The organism is Streptococcus acidominimus (genome assembly GCF_001921825.1).
In the GTDB taxonomy this organism is placed as follows: domain Bacteria; phylum Bacillota; class Bacilli; order Lactobacillales; family Streptococcaceae; genus Streptococcus; species Streptococcus acidominimus.
On the sequence record NZ_MSJL01000007.1, the window covers coordinates 50,424 to 69,003 of the forward strand.

Consider the following 18,580-nt stretch of genomic DNA (forward strand, 5'->3'; position numbering starts at 1 on the left):
GCTACGAACTTGGTCAAAAAGATAATTTCCCCTAGAACCTAGAGTTCTGCGGGAAAATTCCTATTTTGACTGCGTTCGCTACACGCCCTTTATATCTTAATTATGCCAAAACGTAATGATATTAAGAAAATTATGGTGATTGGGTCTGGTCCGATTATTATTGGTCAGGCGGCAGAGTTTGATTACGCGGGGACGCAGGCTTGTCTTGCTTTGAAGGAAGAGGGATACAGTGTAGTCTTGGTCAATTCCAATCCGGCAACCATTATGACGGATAAGGAGATTGCAGACAAGGTATATATCGAGCCGATTACCTTTGAATTTGTCTCTCGTATTCTGCGTAAGGAACGTCCAGATGCACTCTTGCCAACCTTGGGTGGTCAGACAGGCCTTAATATGGCAATGGAATTGTCTAAGGCAGGCATTTTAGATGAACTGGGAGTTGAGTTGCTGGGCACGAAGTTATCTGCGATTGATCAGGCAGAGGATCGTGATCTGTTTAAGCAATTGATGGAAGACTTGGGACAGCCTATTCCAGAATCTGAAATTGTCAATACCGTGGAAGAAGCGATCGCCTTTGCAAATAGTATTGGTTATCCTGTTATCGTACGTCCTGCCTTTACCCTTGGAGGCACGGGTGGTGGCATGTGTGCCAATGAGGAAGAACTCCGTGAGATTGCTGAAAACGGCTTAAAACTATCCCCTGTAACCCAGTGTTTGATTGAGCGTTCGATTGCAGGATTTAAGGAAATCGAGTATGAAGTGATGCGTGATAGTGCCGATAATGCCCTTGTCGTATGTAACATGGAAAACTTTGACCCTGTGGGGATCCATACAGGAGATTCGATTGTCTTTGCGCCAACGCAGACCCTGTCTGATATTGAAAATCAAATGTTGCGCGATGCCAGCTTGAGCATTATCCGGGCGCTCAAGATTGAGGGGGGCTGTAATGTGCAGCTAGCTCTTGATCCCCATAGCTTTAAATACTATGTCATTGAGGTGAACCCACGGGTCTCTCGCTCATCTGCCCTTGCTTCAAAAGCAACCGGTTATCCGATTGCCAAATTAGCAGCCAAGATAGCAGTAGGCTTGACCTTGGATGAAATGATCAATCCCGTGACAGGCACGACCTATGCCATGTTTGAACCAGCACTCGACTATGTTGTTGCCAAAATTCCACGCTTTCCATTTGATAAGTTTGAAAAAGGGGAGCGCCGTTTGGGAACTCAGATGAAGGCAACAGGTGAGGTCATGGCGATTGGTCGGACCATCGAAGAGAGCCTGTTGAAGGCTTGTCGTTCGCTGGAAATTGGTGTTTACCATAATGAAATGAAAGACTTAGCTAAGGCGACAGATGATCTTCTCATTGAAAAGATTATCAAAGCGCAAGACGATCGTCTTTTCTACGTATCAGAGGCACTTCGCCGTGGTTTCACCGTAGAAGAAATTGCCAAGCTGACTAAAATTGACGTCTTTTTCTTGGATAAATTGCTCCACATTATCGAATTAGAAGCGGCATTAGCAGCAAATGTCGGAGATATAGCGCTCTTAAAGACTGCCAAGCAAAACGGTTTTGCGGATCGTAAGATCGCGGAACTATGGCAACAGACAGCGGATCAGGTTCGTCAGTTCCGCTTGGAAAATGCGATTGTTCCAGTCTATAAAATGGTCGATACCTGTGCGGCAGAGTTTGAAAGTGCGACACCTTATTTCTATTCAACCTACGAATGGGAAAATGAGTCGATCCGCTCTGAAAGAGAATCAGTCCTCGTCTTAGGATCAGGTCCAATTCGGATTGGACAAGGGGTCGAGTTTGACTACGCTACTGTCCATTCTGTGAAAGCTATTCAGGCAGCGGGCTACGAAGCCATTATCATGAACTCAAATCCAGAGACGGTGTCGACTGATTTCTCTGTATCGGATAAGCTCTATTTTGAACCTTTGACGATTGAAGATGTCATGAATGTGATTGAGTTAGAGCAGCCGATCGGTGTCATTGTCCAATTTGGTGGGCAAACGGCGATTAACTTGGCTGAGCCACTGTCAAAAGCTGGGGTACGGATTATCGGTACACAAGTTGCAGACTTGGATCGAGCAGAAGACCGTGATTTATTTGAAAAAGCCTTGAAAGATTTAGGGATTCCACAGCCGCCGGGGCAAACGGCAACCAATGAGGAAGAAGCGGTTGCAGCAGCTCGCAAGATAGGCTTTCCTGTCCTCGTACGTCCATCCTATGTCCTTGGAGGACGGGCTATGGAAATCGTTGAAAATGAGACCGATTTGCGCAGTTATATGCGGACAGCCGTAAAAGCAAGCCCTGAACATCCTGTTCTTGTTGATTCCTACATTGTGGGACGTGAGTGCGAGGTCGATGCTATTTCTGACGGGAAAGATGTTCTGATTCCAGGAATTATGGAGCATATCGAACGTGCAGGTGTCCATTCAGGTGACTCTATGGCAGTCTATCCTCCGCAAACCCTTTCAAAAGAAATTCAGGCGACCATTGCAGACTATACCAAGCGCTTAGCGATAGGTCTCAACTGTATCGGAATGATGAATATTCAGTTTGTCATCAAGGATGAAACCGTTTATGTCATTGAGGTGAATCCACGTGCCAGCCGTACGGTGCCATTCTTGTCGAAAGTGACAGATATTCCAATGGCGCAGGTAGCGACCAAGCTCATCTTGGGTCAGACCTTGGCAGCATTGGGCTACGAGGATGGCTTGTATCAAGAGTCAACCAATGTCCATGTCAAGGCACCCGTTTTCTCCTTCACCAAACTAGCGAAGGTCGATAGCCTTTTGGGGCCAGAGATGAAATCTACTGGTGAAGTGATGGGGACAGATCGAACCCTTGAAAAGGCGCTTTACAAAGCCTTTGAGGCTAGCCATTTCCACTTGGAAGAATTTGGAAATGTAGTCTTTACCATTGCAGACGAGACCAAGGAAGAGGCACTTGGTTTGGCGAAGCGCTTTGAAGCGATCGGTTACGGTATTTTTGCAACAGAAGGAACAAGTGAGTTCTTCAAGGCAAATGGGGTAGAGTCTGTCGCTGTCAATAAATTAGGAGAAGCTGAAGATAATGATATTCCTGCCCTTGTTCGGAAAGGTCAGGTTCAGGCTATTATCAATACGGTAGGAACCAAGCGTGTGGCAGAAGGAGATGGACAAGTCATCCGAAGTTCAGCCATTGAAACAGGGACACCGCTCTTTACTGCTCTTGACACCGCTGAAGCGATGTTGAAAGTATTAGAAAGCCGTACCTTTACAACCAATGTGATTTAGGGTACAATAGTGATAGCCTTTCAGTTTTCATTTAGTACTCGCTTCATCAACCTAGGGATAGGTTGATGAAGGTTAGATATAGGGTAGGTAGAACTCGTTTCAACAGTTGCCCTAGCAGTCACCGATGTAATAAGTCAAAACGGAAATGATAATCTTTATAAAAATAAAATTGAGGTAAGAAGAATGAAAGTGAATTTAGTGAGTCCAGTTGGACAATTCAAGCAAGCGCCTGTTGGCTTTTCTTGGACAGCTTTCTTATTTGGATTCTTTGTCCCTGTCTTTCGTCAGGATTGGAAGTGGGCAGGAATCATGTTTGGGGTAAATCTGTTGGTTGGAGCCATTGCGTATCGTTTAGATATTTCTTATTTAAGTATTGGATCAGGAGTTGTTTGGGGGCTTCTCTATAATAAACTTTATATCAAAGAACTCCTTGCAAAGGGCTGGACACCAGCCACGGATGCTGATGCAGAACTGATTCGTACCAAGGCAACCTTATAAGAGCAGGAATGCTAAAAGATGATTTCGACAGAAGTCATCTTTTTTGGTATACTTTCTGTATGAAATGGATTGTTACAACAAGTCTTGGTATGGACGAGCAATTGGTGGCGCGTGCAAAAGCCCTTGCCCAGTCTTTTGGTGTGGCCTATGTGGCGCGTCAGAAAGTTTCTATCAAAAAACTTCAGACCCAGTATGGGCATATCCTAGTTCTCTATCAGGATAAGATGGTTTTCGAGCAGCTAGGAGGGGAACGCCTCTTTTTTCATCCAGATACGGCATTGTTACGGATTAAATCGAACCGTGATCCCTTGCTGGAGCTTCTTGGTGAAAGCCCTAAAAGGATTTGTGATTGTACGATGGGACTAGCATCTGACAGTATCGTTATGGCGAGCGCAGGGCATCAGGTAACGGCAGTAGAATCTGCTAGCTTAATCGCCTTTATCGTCAGCCAAGGATTGAAAGAGTTTGATACAGGAAATAGTCAGGTCAATGCAGCCATGCGATCAATTGAGGTGGTGGAAACGGAGAGTCTCTCCTTTTTACGCCAGCAACCTAGCCAATCCTTTGATATTCTCTATTTTGATCCCATGTTTTCTGAAGCAATTAGCGAATCGCAAAATCTGTCAGGTCTTACAGCACTAGCCAATCCAGCCCGCCTCACAGAGGAGCTTTTGCTAGAAGCTAAGCGAGTGGTAAGAGAAAAAATCATCCTGAAAGCACACTTTCGAGATCCCATTTTTGAAGAACTGGGTTTCACCCGTCTGGTTCGCCCCAATCAGAAATTTCACTATGGTGTCTGGAGTAATACTCGTCAAAAATCAAATTCTGACGTCGTTAGCTCACCTTGCTGAGTAAAAAGCTCCAGAGGAGGTTTTTAGCCTGTTCCCTTAAAACAAGAAAGAACAGAGTTCTACCTCCTTCAACAGTCTAAGAATAGACTGTTGAAGGTTGGAAATAGAGCGAGTGTAACTCGTGTCAAGTGTGGCTCTCTTTAGGGGACGTAGCTGTTCCAGTTTTAACTGATTACAGATGTGATTGCTTTTAGAAAATAGGAAAAAAGCCCCAGTGGAGTGGGTTGTTAGCCTCTTCTCCTAAAATTGGGAGGTACAGTTGAGAAAACTTACACTTTTCTTATCACTCACCTGTCTAGCAATCAACTAGACACCTATCTTCAACTTCGTTTCTTCGCCTTTTTTGATTTTCATTGAGTATTATTTGTGAAAAAAGAGTATAATGATAGGACGAAAGGAGATTCATTATGGAATGGATTAAATTAGTCGGAATCGTCATCATTGTATTGGGATTTGTCTTAAAATGTGATGCGATTGCGACAGTTGTTGTGGCAGGTCTTGTGACTGCCCTTGTTTCTGGAATGTCTCTGACGGAGTTCCTTAGCGTCTTGGGGGAAAATTTCACCTCTCAGCGTGTGGTAACCATTTTCCTATTGACACTTCCATTGGTTGGCTTAGCGGAAAAATACGGTTTACGTCACCGAGCAATTCGGATGATGAAGTCGCTCAAGTCGCTAACAGTAGGTTCCTTTTACAGCCTCTATGTCCTACTTCGCTTGCTCTGCGGTCTATTTTCGATCCGTTTGGGAGGACATCCGCAATTTGTTCGTCCCTTGGTTGAGCCAATGGGACAGGCAGCAGCCAAGGCTAAATATGGAGACTTGACAGACAGTGAAATCGAAGAATTAAAAGGTCGCGCTGCGGCTAGTGAAAACTTCGGTAACTTCTTTGGTCAAAATACCTTTTCAGGGGCAGCAGGAATTTTGCTGATCAGCGGAACCTTGCTTTCTTTAGGTTATGAAGAAAATAAGGCAGGCCTTGCCTTGACCTCGCTCATCATTGCAGGAGTAGCTTTCCTTGTCATTCTTATCTCCAATTATTTGTTTGATAAGAAATTACAGAGAAAGCGTCAGAAATAGGAGGCATCATGGAAACATTTGTACAAATCTTATTAGAAATCGCCTATGTGGTTATGGGCTTACAATTACTTCATACAGCCTTCTGTGTGTTTAAGGACGATAGCAATAAAACTCGCATCGGAACAGGGCTTTTCTGGGGAATTTTGGGAGTGATTTTTGTTGCTGGAAGCTACATTCCCTCTCTTATCACAGGGATTTTAGTGGTCTTTCTTGCCATCCTCACTCTTTTCAAGCAGGTGAAAATTGGAAGTCTACCAGTTTTCAAGGAAGAAAAGGCAGAAGAGGCTTCGCAAAAATTAGGTTTTCTGATCTTTATTCCAGTGATGACCTTGGCGATTGTCGCTTTCTTGGTGGCAAGATTCGCTCCGAAACTAAGTTCAGTTGCCTTGGGAATAGCAGCCCTAGTCGCAACCATTGTGATCCTCTTGGTAACTCGTGCTAAACCAAGGGAACTTCTGGCAGAAAATAACCGTATGATTCAATTGACCTCAACCAGCAGTATCTTGCCGCAGTTGTTAGCAGCCTTGGGTGCTATCTTTACCTTAGCGGGTGTGGGAACTGTTATTTCAAACCTTATCAGTGGTTTTGTGCCAGACGGTAGCCGTTTCTTCGGTGTTGTTGCCTATGTCCTTGGAATGGTGATTTTTACCATCATCATGGGAAATGCCTTTGCTGCCTTTACCGTGATTACAGCAGGGATTGGTGTCCCTTTTGTCTTTGCTTTAGGAGCTAATCCGATTGTTGCCAGCGCCTTTGCTATGACAGCAGGCTACTGTGGAACCTTGTTGACCCCTATGGCTGCCAACTTTAATGCCTTACCAGCAGCCCTGCTTGAGATGAAAGATAAGAATGGGGTGATCAAAGTACAGGCACCGGTCGCTCTTATCATGATTGTAGCGCACATTGTTTTAATGTATTTCCTAGCGTTTTAATCGTACCCAAGTCAAAAGTGAAAAGGAGTATAGCATGAAAATTCTTGTAACAGGTTTTGATCCCTTTGGCGGTGAAGCCGTCAATCCAGCCTTAGAGGCTGTAAAACAATTGCCAGCAAATATTGCGAGTGCGGAAGTAAAATGGGTAGAAGTTCCGACTGTTTTTTATAAGTCTGCTCAGGTGTTGGAAGAAAAAATTGCCTCATATCAGCCAGACGTTGTGCTTTGTATCGGTCAAGCAGGTGGTCGTTTTGGTTTGACACCAGAACGAGTTGCTATCAACCAAGATGATGCCCGTATTCCAGATAATGATGGCAACCAACCGATTGACCTTGCGATTCGTGAAGATGGTGAGCCAGCCTATTTTACAACCTTGCCAATCAAGGCTATGGTCGAAGCTATGAAAGCTGTCGGGCTACCAGCATCTGTATCCAATACCGCAGGAACCTTTGTCTGCAACCACTTGATGTACCAAGTCTTGTACTTGGCAGACAAGAAATTCCCGGGTCTGAAAGCTGGTTTCATGCACATTCCATTTATGACCGAGCAGGTCGTGGACAAGCCCAATACTGCTTCTATGGGCTTAAGTGATATTGTCAAAGGAATCGAAGCTGCGATTGCTGCCATTGTTTCTTACCACGGCAAGGAAGATGTTAAGACAGTCGGTGGAGAGACGCATTAAGATTTAAATGCTTTAAGGCTATTCATGAGGACTACAAGAGAAGCTCATCTTCTCGATATATCACTTGAGTATCTGAACAGTTCAGCTCTGCTGATAGTGATTCGTCTTTCATTCCTCCCCTACAAGGAGGCAGATCTATAAAAATATCAGGTGTCAAGTTTTTTTCTTGACACTTTTAAACAATCTGATATAATAGAACATGTGGTAAATAGTCTTGCTATTTCACCGATAAATCATAAAAGAAAAGAGATTCATAGAAAATGGCAGTAAAAATCCGTTTAACTCGTATGGGTTCTAAGAAAAAACCTTTCTACCGTATTAACGTAGCAGACTCACGTGCACCACGTGATGGACGTTTTATTGAAACAGTTGGAACTTACAACCCACTTGTTACTGAAAATCAAGTAACCTTGAAAGAAGACCGCGTTCTTGCATGGTTGGCAAATGGTGCACAACCATCTGATACAGTTCGCAACCTCCTTTCAAAAGCTGGAGTGATGAAGAAATTCCACGATTCAAAATTCTCAAAATAAAATGAATTAAGAGAGAACACTTATGGACATGATAGAAAATCTAATTATCGCCATTGTGAAACCTTTGATTTCACAGCCGGATAGCTTGACGATAAAAATCGTTGATACACCTGAATTTTTAGAATATCACTTGGACTTAGAACAGTCTGATATTGGTCGCGTTATCGGCAGAAAGGGACGCACAATTTCTGCGATTCGAACGATTGTTTATTCTGTTCCGACAAGTGGTAAAAAAGTTCGTCTTGTCATTGATGAAAAGTAAAAGTAGCGGATTATCCGCTCTTTTTGTTGTCTTGAGAAAATAGCTCAAACGTGATACAATAGGGCATATTATAGAGGTTTGGAGAGAATATGAATTATTTTAAAGTTGGAAAAATCGTCAATACCCAAGGGCTCCAAGGAGAAATGCGGGTCTTGTCTGTGACAGATTTTGCGGAAGAACGATTCAAAAAAGGGAATCATTTAGCCCTGTTTGACCCCAAGGATCAGTTCGTCATGAATGTAGAGATTGCCAGCCACCGCAAGGTCAAAAACTTTGACATCATCAAGTTTAAGGGCATGTACCATATCAATGATATTGAAAAATACCGTGATTATACCCTCAAGGTAGCAGAAGAAGATTTAGCTGATTTGGATGAGGGGGAGTTTTACTATCACGAAATCATCGGTCTAGAAGTCTATGAGAAAGACCAGTTGCTGGGGACAATCAAGGAGATCTTGCAGCCTGGAGCAAATGATGTCTGGGTGGTTAAGCGCAAAGGCAAACGTGATTTACTGCTGCCCTACATTCCCCCTGTGGTTCTTGAGGTGGATGTGGAAAAGAGCCGTGTCCAAGTAGAAATTCCAGAAGGATTAGATGATGAAAATTGATATTTTAACCCTCTTTCCAGAAATGTTTGCGCCCTTGGAACATTCGATTGTTGGCAAGGCTCGGGAGAAGGGCTTGCTAGATATTGCCTATCATAATTTTCGGGAAAATGCCGAGAAGTCGCGCCATGTAGATGATGAGCCTTACGGCGGTGGTCAAGGGATGCTCTTGCGGGCACAGCCGATTTTTGATGCCTATGATCAGATTGAAAAAGAGAACCCTCGTGTTATCTTGCTCGATCCTGCTGGTAAGCAGTTTAACCAAGCCTATGCGGAGGAGCTGGCGCAGGAAGACCACTTGATGTTCATCTGTGGTCATTATGAGGGCTATGATGAGCGAATTAAGACCTTGGTGACAGATGAGATTTCGCTGGGGGATTACGTGTTGACAGGTGGAGAGCTGGCAGCCATGACCATGATTGATGCGACTGTGCGTCTGATTCCCGAGGTGATTGGCAAGGAAGCAAGTCACGCAGATGATAGCTTTTCATCCGGTTTATTGGAATACCCCCAATACACACGTCCCTATGATTTTCGGGGCATGGTCGTGCCGGATGTCCTCATGAGTGGTCATCATGAAAATATCCGCAAGTGGCGCCTATATGAGAGTTTGAAAAAGACCTATGAGCGCAGACCAGACCTGCTCGAACGGTATGAACTTTCAGCAGAGAAAGCAAAGATGTTGGCAGAAATAAAAGCAGGAGGGCAGGGCTGAATCAATCACAAACAGACCTTCACTTACAGTTAATGGGTTTCAAAGGTAGGGCGGGAAACTGAAGTCTTAAGCTAGAGACGACCTTGTTCCAGTTTTAACTACTTACAGATTAGGGGATACCCCTGTTTCACTTTTAATGCTGCCTCCTTTTAGGGAATAGAATAAAAAGCTCCGCTGGGGCTTTTCATTCTATCTTTTTTCTATTTTTCAAGAAATTTCTTGACAGGTCGGTAATGGAGTGGTATAGTAATAATCGTTTTAAGAAACCAGTTAAGTATTTATACTCGTCAAAAATCAAAATCTGACGTCGTTAACTCGCCTTGCTGAACTTCAGTTCTACCTGCGGTTTCGTTGCCTAGTCAGATTTTGATTTTTATAGAGTATTAGCTGGCTTTATTATCACCTATATAGATAACCAGTTAATAATCGGTAAAGGAGTTTTATGAAAAGAAAGAAGCATATTTTTATCTTGCTCTGTCTGCTAGCCTTTTTGGGTATGGTAGGCTGTGGTAAGCAAGTGAAACAGACAGGGCGAGGGCTGAAGATCGTCACCAGTTTTTATCCTATCTATTCCATGGTCAAGGAAATTGCAGGGGAGGTGAATGATGTTCGCATGATCCAGTCGCGTAATGGCATCCATTCTTTTGAGCCACCAGCCAATGATGTGGCAGCCATTTATGATGCAGATGTTTTTGTCTACCATTCCAGAACCTTGGAATCTTGGGCAGGAAGTCTAGATTCTAACTTACAACAGTCAACCGTCAGGGTGATTGAAGCCTCACAAGGGATGACTTTAGACAAGGTCGCAGGGCTAGAGGAGATGGAGGTAGGTGAGGGGATTGATGAAAAGACCCTCTACGATCCCCATACTTGGCTTGACCCCGAAAAAGTAGCAGAAGAAGCCCACATTATTGCCCGCCAATTATCTGAAATCGATCTAGAGCATAAGGAGCTTTATCAAAAAAATGCGGAGAAGCTAAGTCAGGCTGCGAAAGCTCTGACCAAGAAATACCAGCCGATTTTTGAAAAAGCCCAGCAAAAGACCTTTGTGACCCAACACACCGCTTTCTCCTATTTAGCAAAACGATTCGGTCTGACACAGCTAGGGATTGCAGGTATTTCACCAGAACAGGAGCCCAGCCCACGGCAGCTGGCTGAAATCGAGGAATTTGTCAAACGGTATCAGGTGAAGACCATTTTTGTGGAAAGCAATGCCTCACCAAAAGTGGCGGAAACGCTAGTAAAATCGACAGGAGTTGAGCTTAAACCCCTAAACCCTTTAGAGGCAGATCCAGAAAATGAACAATCTTATTTGGAAAATTTAGAAGAAAATATCGCATTATTAGCAAAGGAATTAACAAAATGAAGAAGAACTATATCATTGGAAGTGTTGCCGCTATTACCCTAAGTCTTTCTAGCTATGCCTTGGGACAGCAACAAGGAATAGCAAAATCAGAGAACAGACGAGTAGCTTATGTGGAACAGTCAGTAAGTTCTGAAGACAGGGAGCAGGCAAGAGGTGAGGAATTGACCCCCGAACAGGTCAGTGCCAAAGAAAATAGTACGGCTGAACAAATCGTCATAAAGATCACCGATCAAGGCTATGTCACCTCTCACGGAGATCACTATCATTACTACAATGGGAAGGTCCCCTATGATGCCATCATTAGTGAAGAATTGATCATGAATGATCCAGCTTATCAATTGCAGGAGGCAGATATTGTCAATGACGTAAAAGATGGCTACATTATCAAAGTCAATGGGCGTTACTATCTCTATTTAAAGAATAAAGAAAATCCTACGAATGTCCGGAGCAAGGAAAGGATTGAAGAACAACGACGTCAGTACCGTCAGGGAGAGGAAAAAGCAAGCCAACCGACGAGCGGAGCGCTTGCTGCTGCAAAACAAGAGGGACGCTATACGACTGATGACGGCTATGTCTTTCAAGCGAGCGATATTATCGAGGATACGGGAGATGCCTATATTGTACCGCACGGCAATCATTTCCATTATATCCCAAAGAGTGACTTGTCTCCAGATGAACTGCGTGCCGCTCAAGCCTACTGGAATGGTCGTAATCAGACAACAGTCTCCCACCCAACAATAGGACGAAGACCGCAGGAACCTCGTCTTATTCATCAGGATACTCCCCCTTTTGTATCCCAACCAGCAGGAAGAGTTCTTCCAAACCAAAACCAAGCAAGACCGTCCAATCAGCCAACTCAAAGCAAGCAGCCTTCGAAACCAACTCTACAAGCAGTAGAGCCAGCAGAAGAATTGCTTAATTTGTTGAAAGAGCTGTACTCTCTTCCCTTGAGTCAGCGCTACGTAGAAGAAGATGGGCTAGTGTTTGATCCTACACAGATTAGCAATCGGACAGATCGTGGCGTAGTAGTCCCTCATAGCAATCACCACCATTTTATTCCCTATAACAGACTGTCGGATCTTGAACAGAGGCTGGCGAAGATGATCCCGCTTGGGCAGCCTTTTCCATATGTAACAGATCCCAAGGGAGCAGGGATTGTCGGTGGCTCGCAAGCTTCTAAGCCTACTAACCCTACCAATCCCCCAAAGCCTAATCAAGTCGTTCCAGCACCTACCCCAAGTAAACCAGATTCAGACCACACAGCACCGAGGATTGAACAGCCTATTTTACTAGCTCCTAAAAAAGATGTCAGTGTAGACTACCAAGAGTTCTATCAGGCAGCCTACCAGTTGATTGCATCTGCTGCAGGTGAAAAAACTGACAAAGAGACTTATGAGAAGCTCAACCGATTCATCACAGAATTAAATGGAGAACCGACTGATAAGGTTGGTCTGATCCGAGCTATTCTTTCCCATCTTGCGCTAGTTCAATATCCAGAGCGGAGTGGAAAGCCAAACTCTAAGATTGTCTACACCGCTCAAGAGATTCAAGTTGCGACCTTAGCAGGTATGTATACAACATCAGATGGCTATATCTTTGATGCCAAGGATATTATCAGTGATGAGGGCGAGGGCTACCTAGCTCCACATAACAATCATAGCCACTATATTCCCAAGAAAGACCTGTCTGCAAGAGAGCAGGAAGAGGCGCGCCTTTATGTGGTAGAAGCTGGTCTGCAACAGAAGAAAGAGGAAGAGCAGGCCCCTCCTGTGACAGGCGAGAAAGCAATGGATATTTACAATCGGGTAGTACCAGCCAAGTTGATGCCAGTGGCAGACATGCCCTACCATTCAGCCTATGTAGTCGATATACAAAACGGGCAGTTGATTATTCCTCATCATAATCATTACCATAATCTCCCCCTTTATTTATTTGATACAGGGCTCTATGAGGTGCCAGCAGGGTATACCATGGAGCAATTCCTAGCAACGGTAAAATACTATGTCTTGCACCCCGAAGACCGCCCAGTATCAGACCGAGGATTTGGAATCTCAAGTAACCATGGCAAGGTTGTTCCAGAACTGGACGAGGATGATGCTAGTGACAGCGATGATGAAGTAAGCTACGAACCAGATGAATATGCCCAGAAAGAACAAAAACTAGCAGGAGAATATGGCATGTCATTGGAGGAGTTCCAAAGTAAATTATACAAAATTGTACTCAAGTATGACCTTTCTATTGAGAACTTTAACTTCCATCCTGAGCAAAAGACCCTCTCCTTTATTGCAAAATCTGGACAAAACATTACGATCTCCTTGGAAACGCTGGCTGAAGTGCCGGCGAATGAATAAGAAAAGAAAGTTTATACTCGTCAAAAATCAAAATCTACGGTTTTATTGCCTAGTCAGATTTTGATTTTATAGAGTATTAGTATCGAGAAAAGATGCTAAAGTTTTTCTGGGAGCTTGCTTTTTAAACATTCTATGCTATAATGATGTATCATTATACAATGTATGGAGGGAGACAGAGAATGGTAGCCTTTAGACAAGAGTTAAAAGATTGGGAACCCTATAAGCTAGAGCGGATACTGCCCCATGATTTGGGGAATAATGAGAATCGCTTTATTGATTGGACGGAGCTATTGGAAAGGGTAGAAGATAGGATTTCAGTTAGCGATTTGCTCTACTATGGTGATAATTGTTACCGTGAAGTGACAGAAAAGTACGCTGCTTATGCGGGTGTGGATATTAGCCAGATCACGGTAGGAGTAGGTTCCGACTTTTTGATCCATATGATTGTGACGACCTTCTTGGGCAAGGATGATGTTTTTTTGACGATTGATCCAGACTTTTTCATGTACCAGTTTTACAATCAACTGCATGGTTCGCGTTTTGAGGCCTACCCTTTGGAGTGGAGGGCCGCAAGTCTCCACCTATCAGCAGAAAAACTCTTGACCTATGCAGAAGAAGTGGGGGCTAAGGTGCTTATGCTATCCAACCCCAATAATCCCTCGTCTGTCGCCTTTGAACAGCAAGAAATTGAAAAAATAATACAGGATTTTGATGGCTTGGTGGTTCTAGATGAGGCCTATATTGAATTTTCGGATTGCCCAAGTTTTGTCAGTCTAGTTGAGAAATATGACAATCTCTTGATCTTGCGCACCCTCTCAAAAGCCTTTGGTTTGGCAGGTTTGCGGTTGGGGTTTGCAATTGCTTGCGAACGATTGATTTATGAGTTGGACAAGGCTATTCCGCCTTTTAGTGTCTCAAATGTAGTGGCTAAAATTGGAGCAGCAGCGCTTGACGACCAAGAAAAGGTAGCGGTAGCCATTGAGCAAACCAAGATGAGCAGACAAGATTTTCAAGCCTTTTTAGCTAGTCTTCCAGACTGTCAGGTCTTGCCTAGTCAGACCAACTTTCTCACCTTTACCTTTAAAGGGGCAGAGCAATTTTACCGCAGAGCCTTGACTCAGGGTTTTCATTTTAAATATTATTCTAAGGGAATCTTAGCAGGTTATATCCGTATGACCACGGGCCGTCCCGAGGAAATGGCATTGCTTAAAGAGTTGATTCTCGAAAGTCTCCATACTGACTAGATGTGGTTGGCATTGCCTCTTGCAGGAGACCGATATTAAGCCTAAGGGAGCTTATGACCAAGTAGTTACCGCTGAAGAGGGAGCTAAAAGGAGGGATACGCGCGTCACGGTTTTCGTATCTTGCTGTAAGCCTTGCTTTAAAGATACAGGAAACGGCTAGATTCTTCTTCGATAGTTTAAGAAATAGATGCTAGGGAGCGAGGTGCAGTGGCAATTGCATCTCCTCTTTTTTGTATTTTTGAAAGATTTTGATAGAAGATGATTGACAATGAAAGAAAAAGGTGTATAATAAACTTTGTAAACGATTGCAGGAGGTGAGAGATATTCTCAAATCAGAGCGAAAACAAGTGATTTTAGATACGATTAAAGCACAGAAATTTATCCGATTAGAAGATTTAGTGGACTTGCTTCAGTCTTCTGAATCCACTGTTCGGCGCGATTTGGATGAGTTGGAGCTGGCAGGGAAACTCCGACGTGTGCACGGTGGGGCTGAAAGCCTCCCCCATTTGCAGGAAGAAGAATCCATTGCCCAAAAATCTATCAAAAACATTCAGGAAAAGCAGAAGATTGCTCAAAAAGCAGCCAGTTTTATCGAAGAGGGTGACGTCGTTTTTCTTGATGCTGGGACAACGACCGAACTGATGATTGATTATGTGTCTGCTGAGGATTTGACAGTGGTGACCAACTCTGTCCACCATGCCGTCAAGCTGGTTGAAAAGGGATTTTATACCATTATCATCGGTGGAAAGGTCAAAAGTGCAACGGATGCTTCCATCGGGGCAGTTGCCTTGGAGCAGATCCGGCAGTTGCATTTTACCAAGGCCTTTCTTGGTATGAACGGAGTTGACTCCAACGATTATACAACGCCAGATGTGGAAGAGGCAGCCATCAAGCGGATGGTGTTACAAAATGCCAATCAGACCTATATTTTGACCGATCTGTCAAAATTAGGGCATATCTCCTTTGCAAAAGTGGCGGAGATTGGGCAGGCAGATTTGATTTGTCCCCGCACCGACAGCAATCTAATGGTAACTATAAAGAAAAAAACGAGGGTAATTGAAGTATGATTTATACAGTCACCTTAAACCCTGCGCTTGACTATATTGTGCGTCTGGAGCATATTGAACCAGGTGCTGTCAATCGTATGGATAGCAGCGATGTATTTGCTGGTGGTAAGGGAATCAATGTCAGTCGGATTTTACAACGACTTGGCTATGCCAGCACAGCGACCGGCTTTGTTGGCGGATTTACGGGAGAATTTATTAAAAATGTTCTGGCGGCTGAAGAGATTGGCAGACAGTTTATCCAAGTGGATCAAGATACCCGGATCAATGTCAAAATGAAAGCGGATCAAGAAACGGAAATCAACGGTTTAGGTCCAGTAGTGACGGAGCAACAGTTGGAGGCTTTAGAGGCTGTATTATCACAGATGACAGCAGACGACACAGTGGTCTTTGCAGGTTCAGCCCCAGCCAGCTTGGGCAATCAAGTCTACAAGCGCTTAATACCGCTTGCCAAGCAGGCGGGTGCAGAAGTGGTTTGTGATTTTGAAGGAGAAACCTTGCTTGATTCCTTGGACTATTGTCCTCTCTTGGTCAAGCCCAACAATCATGAATTAGCAGCGATTTTTGGTGTGACTTTTAAAGGGCGCGAAGACATTGTGCGCTACGCTAAGAAAATTCTGGACAAGGGGACGAAGCATGTCATTGTATCTATGGCAGGAGACGGCGCCTTGCTGGTAACACCAGAGGCGACCTATTTTGCTAAACCGATCAAGGGAACTGTTAAAAATTCAGTTGGGGCAGGCGATTCAATGGTTGCGGGATTTACAGGTGAGTACACCAAGTCCCACAATCTGATCGAGGCTTTGAAGTGGGGTGTTGCTTGTGGGACAGCAACAGCCTTCTCGGATGATTTAGCTAGTATTGATTTTATTCAGGAAATGTATGAAAAAGTGGAGGTAGAAACCCTATGAAAATTCAAGATGTCTTGAGACAGGACGTGATGTTGCTCGATTTAGAAGCAACGACGAAAGAAGCAGTCATTGATGAAATGATTACCAGTCTCGTTGAGCATGGAGTAGTTGACGATTTTACTGTTTTTAAAACAGGGATTATGAACCGTGAAGCCCAGACCACAACAGGTCTTGGTGACGGAATTGCAATGCCTCACAGCAAGAATGCGGCAGTTAAGGAAGCAACGGTTCTCTTTGCCAAGTCTAATAAGGGGGTGGACTACGAGAGTTTGGATGGTCAGCCAACCGACTTGTTCTTTATGATTGCAGCACCAGAAGGGGCTAACGATACGCACTTGGCAGCTCTTGCAGAATTGTCGAAATACTTGATGAAGCCAGGATTTGCGGATAAGCTCCGTCGGGTTTCGACACCAGCGGATGTGCTGGCAGTGTTTGATGAGGCTGAAGTGGCTGATAAGGCGGCTAGCGAGGAGCCAGCAGGCTCAAACAGTGTTGCATCAGCTGGCAAAGACTTTATCGTGGCTGTTACAGCCTGCACGACAGGGATTGCTCACACTTACATGGCAGAAGAAGCGCTTAAAAAGCAGGCTGCTGAAATGGGTGTGGACATCAAGGTAGAAACCAATGGTGCGTCAGGTGTTGGCAATAGATTGACAGCAGAAGACATCCAGCGCGCGAAGGGCGTTATTATCGCAGCTGATAAGGCGGTTGAAATGGCACGCTTCAATGGGAAACCGCTCCTATCTCGTCCAGTTGCAGATGGGATCAAGAAGACAGAAGAATTGCTCAACGTGATCTTGAAAGGAGAAGCGAGTGTCTACCATGCCAAAGATGGGGCTAGTGTAGAAGAGTCTGCTGAAAAATTAAGCCTAGGTAAGGCCTTTTACAAACACTTGATGAGTGGTGTCTCACAAATGTTGCCGTTTGTTATCGGCGGTGGTATCTTGATCGCCCTTGCTTTCCTTATTGATAATGTCATGGGTGTACCAACGGATAAGCTATCTAGCCTCGGTTCTTACAATGAACTAGCGTCTATGTTTATGCAGATCGGTGGCGCAGCCTTCGGTTTCATGTTACCTCTACTGGCAGGTTATATTGCTTACTCTATCGCTGAAAAGCCAGGGTTGATTGCTGGTTTTGTAGCAGGTGCAATTGCCAAAGACGGTCTGGCTTATGGAAAGATTCCATTTGGTGCAGCAAGTTCTGAAATCCCCGCAGCGGTATCTTCTGGTTTCCTAGGAGCCTTGGTGGGAGGTTTCTTGGCTGGTGCGGTCATTATCGGACTTCGTAATCTCTTGGCATCCTTGCCAAAATCCCTCGAGGGGATTAAATCTATTCTCCTCTTACCGCTTCTTGGTGCTATGCTTACAGGATTCGTGATGTTTTTTGTTAACATTCCAATGGCAGCTATCAATACAGGTATGAATGATTTCCTCAGTGGATTGGAGGGAAGTTCTGCTATCCTCTTGGGACTTGTCCTTGGTGGTATGATGGCTGTGGACATGGGTGGTCCAATCAATAAGGCGGCCTATGTCTTTGGTACAGGAACCCTTGCGGCAACCGTTGCAAATGGTGGTTCTGTTGCCATGGCAGCCGTGATGGCAGGTGGTATGGTACCTCCTCTGGCAGTCTTTATCGCCACTCTTCTATTTAAGGATAAATTCACGAAAGAAGAGCGAAACTCTGGTTTGACCAATATCGTCATGGGCTTATCATTCATTACCGAAGGAGCGATCCCATTCGGTGCAGCAGACCCAGCGCGTGCTATTCCAAGTTTCGTAGCAGGTTCAGCCCTTACAGGAGCCCTAGTCGGCTTGTCTGGCGTCAAGTTAATGGCGCCACACGGTGGTATCTTTGTTATCGCACTGACCAGCAATCCCCTTTTCTACCTTGTATTTGTCCTTATCGGGGCAGTCGTATCAGGTGTCCTATTCGGTATGCTTCGCAAAGCAAAATAAGGATAGCCGTTTCGTTTCTCTGCGATATAGTTATTTAGTTTACTTTTAGTACTAGCTCAAACAGTCTGGGGATAGACTGTTTGAGGTGGGAAATAAAGAAAACGACGTTTTCGTCAAAACTGATATACTCCCCATATAGTGGACAGTGAAAAAACAAAAATTCACTAGACACTATAAGGGGAGTTTTCACATGTCCAAAAGAAGTCCAAAATCAGTAGAAGAAAAGTTAGAAATTGTTTGCTTATTC

The 18,580-nt window shown here is 44.3% G+C and carries 16 protein-coding genes; all 16 read left to right on the top strand.

Annotated features, from left to right (window positions below):
- Positions 1 to 102: 102 nt before the first annotated feature.
- The 16 genes from carB (at position 103) to BU200_RS02600 (ending at position 18,333) form a co-directional block, all read left to right on the top strand.
- The gene (gene carB, locus BU200_RS02525; RefSeq protein WP_075098666.1) at positions 103 to 3,282 is read left to right on the top strand and encodes a carbamoyl-phosphate synthase large subunit; all 3,180 of its coding nucleotides are present in this window, start codon (positions 103 to 105) and stop codon (positions 3,280 to 3,282) included.
- Between the two features lie 183 nt (positions 3,283 to 3,465).
- On the top strand, positions 3,466 to 3,780 hold the full coding sequence (locus tag BU200_RS02530) for a hypothetical protein (protein ID WP_075098667.1): 315 nt from the start codon (positions 3,466 to 3,468) through the stop codon (positions 3,778 to 3,780).
- Positions 3,781 to 3,839: 59 nt separating this feature from the next.
- A complete protein-coding gene (locus BU200_RS02535; protein ID WP_075098683.1) occupies positions 3,840 to 4,631 on the top strand; it encodes a class I SAM-dependent methyltransferase in 792 nt (263 codons plus the stop codon).
- A gap of 407 nt (positions 4,632 to 5,038) precedes the next feature.
- Positions 5,039 to 5,710, top strand: coding sequence for a DUF969 domain-containing protein (locus BU200_RS02540; RefSeq protein WP_075098668.1), 672 nt, complete (start codon positions 5,039 to 5,041; stop codon positions 5,708 to 5,710).
- A gap of 8 nt (positions 5,711 to 5,718) precedes the next feature.
- A complete protein-coding gene (locus tag BU200_RS02545; protein WP_075098669.1) occupies positions 5,719 to 6,642 on the top strand; it encodes a DUF979 domain-containing protein in 924 nt (307 codons plus the stop codon).
- A gap of 34 nt (positions 6,643 to 6,676) precedes the next feature.
- The gene (gene pcp, locus BU200_RS02550) at positions 6,677 to 7,324 is read left to right on the top strand and encodes a pyroglutamyl-peptidase I (protein ID WP_075098670.1); all 648 of its coding nucleotides are present in this window, start codon (positions 6,677 to 6,679) and stop codon (positions 7,322 to 7,324) included.
- Between the two features lie 260 nt (positions 7,325 to 7,584).
- A complete protein-coding gene (rpsP, locus tag BU200_RS02555; RefSeq protein ID WP_075098671.1) occupies positions 7,585 to 7,857 on the top strand; it encodes a 30S ribosomal protein S16 in 273 nt (90 codons plus the stop codon).
- Positions 7,858 to 7,879: 22 nt separating this feature from the next.
- Positions 7,880 to 8,119, top strand: a complete 240-nt coding sequence (locus tag BU200_RS02560) for a KH domain-containing protein (RefSeq protein ID WP_075098672.1) — start codon at positions 7,880 to 7,882, stop codon at positions 8,117 to 8,119.
- 89 nt (positions 8,120 to 8,208) lie between these two features.
- Positions 8,209 to 8,727, top strand: a complete 519-nt coding sequence (gene rimM, locus BU200_RS02565; RefSeq protein WP_075098673.1) for a ribosome maturation factor RimM — start codon at positions 8,209 to 8,211, stop codon at positions 8,725 to 8,727.
- Positions 8,717 to 9,439: a tRNA (guanosine(37)-N1)-methyltransferase TrmD gene (trmD, locus tag BU200_RS02570; protein WP_075098674.1), complete on the top strand. Its 723-nt coding sequence runs from the start codon at positions 8,717 to 8,719 to the stop codon at positions 9,437 to 9,439. Before rimM ends, trmD begins: the two co-directional genes overlap by 11 nt.
- A 496-nt stretch (positions 9,440 to 9,935) precedes the next feature.
- Positions 9,936 to 10,805: a metal ABC transporter solute-binding protein, Zn/Mn family gene (locus tag BU200_RS02575; protein ID WP_425329000.1), complete on the top strand. Its 870-nt coding sequence runs from the start codon at positions 9,936 to 9,938 to the stop codon at positions 10,803 to 10,805.
- A complete protein-coding gene (locus BU200_RS02580) occupies positions 10,802 to 13,156 on the top strand; it encodes a pneumococcal-type histidine triad protein (RefSeq protein WP_075098676.1) in 2,355 nt (784 codons plus the stop codon). The genes BU200_RS02575 and BU200_RS02580 overlap by 4 nt, the downstream gene beginning before the upstream one ends.
- A 179-nt stretch (positions 13,157 to 13,335) precedes the next feature.
- The gene (locus tag BU200_RS02585) at positions 13,336 to 14,400 is read left to right on the top strand and encodes an aminotransferase class I/II-fold pyridoxal phosphate-dependent enzyme (protein WP_089503542.1); all 1,065 of its coding nucleotides are present in this window, start codon (positions 13,336 to 13,338) and stop codon (positions 14,398 to 14,400) included.
- Between the two features lie 323 nt (positions 14,401 to 14,723).
- On the top strand, positions 14,724 to 15,467 hold the full coding sequence (locus BU200_RS02590) for a DeoR/GlpR family DNA-binding transcription regulator (protein ID WP_075098685.1): 744 nt from the start codon (positions 14,724 to 14,726) through the stop codon (positions 15,465 to 15,467).
- Complete coding sequence (gene pfkB, locus BU200_RS02595) at positions 15,464 to 16,375, top strand: 1-phosphofructokinase (RefSeq protein WP_075098677.1); 912 nt, start codon at positions 15,464 to 15,466, stop codon at positions 16,373 to 16,375. The genes BU200_RS02590 and pfkB overlap by 4 nt, the downstream gene beginning before the upstream one ends.
- Positions 16,372 to 18,333: a PTS fructose transporter subunit IIABC gene (locus BU200_RS02600; protein ID WP_075098678.1), complete on the top strand. Its 1,962-nt coding sequence runs from the start codon at positions 16,372 to 16,374 to the stop codon at positions 18,331 to 18,333. The genes pfkB and BU200_RS02600 overlap by 4 nt, the downstream gene beginning before the upstream one ends.
- The last annotated feature ends 247 nt before the right edge of the window (positions 18,334 to 18,580 follow it).